Here is a 4,017-nt window from a genome sequence, read left to right as displayed (position 1 = left end):
GCCGCAGGTCCTCGTCCTCGTAGAGGTGGGTGAAGGCGCGCTGTACGGCCGGTTCGAAGGGCCGCACCGTCCCCGGCGGCTGGAGCAACCAGATCCCGGACCCCGAGCACCCGCCGACGATCGTCACGTGATCGGCGCAGGCTCGGCGACGTAAGCTCGACATTACAGCTCCTCTACGGGCAGCATGTGCCCGGAGCGCGCGGTCCGCTACTCGAAGACATGCGAAGCACATGAGTGCCGCTTGCCACCGCCCACGTGCCACCGTCAGACGGCGACGGCCACCTTCGCGCTCCGCTCCAGCGCCTGCCGCAGCAGCTTGTGCGGCTTGGCGGACACCTGGCCGTCTGCCGCGAGATGGTAGGAGTCACCGATCCGTACGGGGTCGATCGAGTCCGCCGGCACGAACGCCACGATCTCGATGGCCTTGGCGGTGGGCAGCGGCATGTTCTCCAGGTCCTGGTCGGTGACCTCGACCAAGGTGTCCTTGGAGGCCTCGTACGCCCTGCCGACCTCGTCGTCGCGCAGCTGCTTCCCCTCGATCTCGCAGACCTTGCGGTACCGGATCCGGCCCATGTCCTCGGTGTGGATCTGGTGGAAGCCGATGTTGTGGTTCTCGGTCGCAGGTAGCACCTTGATAGGGATGGTGACCAGGCCAAACGAGATTGCCCCGCTCCACACAGGCCTCGGCATGAGACACCTCCTCCACCCGCTGGGATTCCAGCCTAAACGGCATAAAAGACACAGCATGCGGACGGAGCTGAACGGATCACTGGGCCGGTGAACCCCGCCAGCCGGCCTAAGCGCACTAAAGGGGCAATAGCGGATTTGATGCCCAGGTGGTATCAAAATGCTCACACGGACGCCCAGGCGCCGTGTTCTGAGCCGAATCCTTTCTCCTGAAAATTGCAGCTCTGGAGTTCCACTCGGCATTCCGCCCGGGTCTAGACCTGTGCATGAAAAAGACGCTGGTCGGGAATGTGAACCCCGGCCGGCGTCTCTTTTATAGAGGGAGGTTCTAAACCCCGGAAGCTTCTCCCGTAACCATCTGCGAGGGAATTCGCACCTTACCCATCTCGGCGAGCCGACGCTCGGAGGGGAACTCGTAGGTCCGGTACCCGGTGACCACCAGCTCCTTGTCGCGCAGTATCCGCATCGCCGTCTCAATGGTGGCCCGGCTGATGGAGAGCGCCGCAGCGAGGTCGCTCTGGGAGGGGCCCTCCAGCATCCGCCCGAAGCGCGAGTTGGGGACCGCGCAGCCGTGCAGCAGGTGCACGAAGAGCCCCGCCAGCCGCTGCTCAGGGGGCAGCATGTGCCGGTTGTAGACCTGCTCACCGACCGCAAGCCGCTCGGTTATCGAGTTGCCGAGCGCCATCATGATGACGGAGTTGTGCTCGGTCATCGTCCGCATCCGCTCCAGCGGCGCGGCGAGTGTGTATGTCGTGTTCAAGCACCAGGTGGAGGGCGCGTTCAGCTGCTCGTTGAACACCTCGGCGTCGCCCAGCACCGCGCCCGCCCCCAGGATGCGCACGCTGGTGGCTTCGCCGTACGTCGACTCCTCTGCCACGCAGCCGCTCAGGATGATGTGGACCATCGAGCTGACCGTGCCGCGCAGTTGCTGCTTGCGCTCGTACGCACGCGCCGAGGTGTTCGCGACGAAGTCCCCCAGGAACGCGCGCGGGACCTTGGCCAGGAACGGGTTGTGGTCGAGCAGCGCCCGCTGGCCAGAGACGCGGTAGTCGACCCGGCCGGTCTCCTCGTTCCGCTCGTAGAGCGAGGTGCCGATCAGCATGGGCCGTCGCCTGATCCGGACCTCCCTGGCCCCCATCAGACCGCTCCCATCCCGGTCTGCGGTGCGGGCGGGACGGTGGTGGGTGAGATCGACCTGTTGCCCGGGGGCGGGGCCGGAGGGGAGGTGTAGCCGGGGGTCACCGGCGCGGGTACCTGGACCGTGACGGGCTCGGGCCGCAGTGGTTCCAGCACGTGCGGGATGGCGATCACCAGTCCTGCGATCGCTGCGATCACCGCAGCGATGCGTGCGGGGGTGGAAGAGAGGTACTTGACGGTCAGCACGACCGTCCCGGCCAAGATTGCAACGATCAAGACTGACGCTGCGAGAAATCCGTTCACAGACGGAGCCCTTTCACTTCTTCGTGATCGGTTATTTGGAGGGTGCAGCCGGGTAGTGCATTTGAAGATCACCGTGGATTGGTGGTCCACTCGAAATCGCGACCTTCTTGATCGGGCAGGATATAACACGGACATGCGGTTACGGAAACGTCACCCTGTCGGCATGGATTTAGTGCGGCGCTGATGCACTGCGTACGGGGATGCATTCCTTGAATCGAGGGAGTTACCCGAGGGTAGACGTGATAAATCCCTAACCTTAGGGAATGGATTCGGGGCAGGCACCGTTACATTCAACAAGCTGACGTTGAGCCTTGGAGGGTGCAGCATCAGCCGTCGGGTGGGGCCCCAGGGGGTGGTGCCCCGGGGGCCCCCCGACTCCGCACAAGCTTCCTACCAGGGAAGAGACAACCGAATGAACGGCTCATCATCCTGAGTGGCGGCGCGATGGCGTCGCCACTCAACGTTTTTCGGGGCGCTCGTGCTCGACTCGGTCAGAGGGGCGATACCAGCGTCAGCCGACTGAGCCGCGTGTGACCTGAGCCACACGAGAGCCTCCCGGGACGGGCACAGAGGATCGCTCTTCTCCCATGCCGGGCGTCTGCCGACACAACGATACGGTGCACCACTGACAGTCCGGCCAAACGGGCAAATGTCAGTGGGGGCCGCGCTGTTGGACCGGGTCCACTACCGGGCCCTGAGCAGGTGCCTTCCTCGTCGATCCCTCCCGGCAGGTACTAACGCGAGTACCTGCTGAGGGCAGCTCGACGGGCAACTAGCCGATCTCGAGGGCGTCCGAAGGAGGCGAACCGTCCCCTTCTTGATGTGCACGATCAGCTCCGCCAACTCAGTGGCGGCTGTGCTGTCAGGTCAGTCCGGCGGCGGCGTTGTCGTCCCAGCCGTCGTCGCGCTGCATGTAGCCGAGCATCGAGCGGGAGTGGCGGGCCCAGCCGCCCTGGTCGGCGATGGCGATGCCGTCCTTGCCCTGCTTGCGGCCGACGGAGGCCAGTCCGATGCGCAGGGAGTGGCCGGTCCAGTGGATCGGCACCCCGGCCCGCTCCGAGATCCGTTTGATCGCGCGGGTGACGGAGTCGGGGCTCATGCCGCCGGTGACGTTGCCCCACTGGTCGATGCCGACGAAGGCCGGGGTCGACGGGTCGGCCCACTGCTGGCCGTGCTCGGCAACCAGCCTGGTGCGGTAGGAGGTCCAGGCCCGCACCGGGCACAGCTCGGGGTCCTGGGCGTAGCCGATCTTCGCGTTGCGCACAGAGTGCTTGGTCTTGCCGGTGAGCACCGCAACGACCAGGCCGCGCGCGTGCAGGGTGACGTCGCTGGTCTGTAGTCCGGCCGGGTCCTGCGAGCGGGAGGCGTAGTTGAAGCCGGTCAGCACCAGCGCCTTGTCCCGGTCGCCGCTCAGGGTGTCGGGGCAGGAGCGGACGATGGCACGCAGGCCGCCGACGTCGGCGCTGACCGCCTGCCCGCGGCCGCGCCGCTCCCCGGCCTGCAGCAGCTTCACCGCCAGGCCCTCCAACGCGGCGCGGGCCTCGCCCTGGTCGTCTCCGCTGACCGCGACCTTGCGCTTGCGCAGGCCGACGACGGCGGCCGCGAGGTGGGTGCTGGCTGAACTCGGGGCGTAGCCCTTCCCGTTCTGCTGGCCCTCGCGCAGCATCCAGCTGACGAACGCGATGAGGGCGCCGCGGCTACCCTCCCCCTCCGGCAGGCCGGTGGCGGCGGTGAACCGCAGCCACACGCGCCACGACTTCGCGTACGTGTCGAGCGTGGTGTCGGGAGTGATCTCGGCGGCAACCGCGTCGGCGAGGTCCTCGGCCTCGGCGAGGCGGCGGGCTGCGTCGACGCCGTGACGCGGCATCCTCGCGCCCATCCGCCGGTACA

The 4,017-nt window shown here is 66.8% G+C and carries 3 protein-coding genes and 1 pseudogene; all 4 read right to left on the bottom strand.

Annotated features, from left to right (window positions below; genetic code table 11):
- Positions 1 to 270: 270 nt before the first annotated feature.
- Positions 271 to 690, bottom strand: a pseudogene (gene ku, locus ACWC5O_RS45100) (non-homologous end joining protein Ku); the annotation flags it as partial.
- Positions 691 to 1,015: 325 nt separating this feature from the next.
- Positions 1,016 to 1,825 carry a Crp/Fnr family transcriptional regulator gene (locus ACWC5O_RS45095; protein ID WP_355837820.1) on the bottom strand — a complete coding sequence of 270 codons (810 nt, stop codon included), beginning with the start codon at positions 1,823 to 1,825 and terminating at the stop codon, positions 1,016 to 1,018.
- Positions 1,825 to 2,085 (bottom strand): hypothetical protein, encoded by a 261-nt coding sequence (locus ACWC5O_RS45090; RefSeq protein ID WP_355837822.1) that lies wholly within the window; start codon positions 2,083 to 2,085, stop codon positions 1,825 to 1,827. The genes ACWC5O_RS45095 and ACWC5O_RS45090 overlap by 1 nt, the downstream gene beginning before the upstream one ends.
- 904 nt (positions 2,086 to 2,989) lie before the next feature.
- A partial coding sequence (locus ACWC5O_RS45085) for an integrase (protein WP_450781340.1) occupies positions 2,990 to 4,017 on the bottom strand: 1,028 nt, incomplete at its 5' end.

It is taken from the genome of Streptomyces sp. NPDC001450 (assembly GCF_053597295.1).
The sequence above is the reverse complement of the archived record's forward strand: the minus strand, read 5'-3'. Positions and strand labels throughout refer to the sequence as shown.

Coding starts and splice junctions, on each gene's coding strand:
- ACWC5O_RS45095 (WP_355837820.1), bottom strand. CDS start 1,825: ATGGGGGCCAGGGAGGTCCGGATCAGGCGACGGCCCATGCTGATCGGC.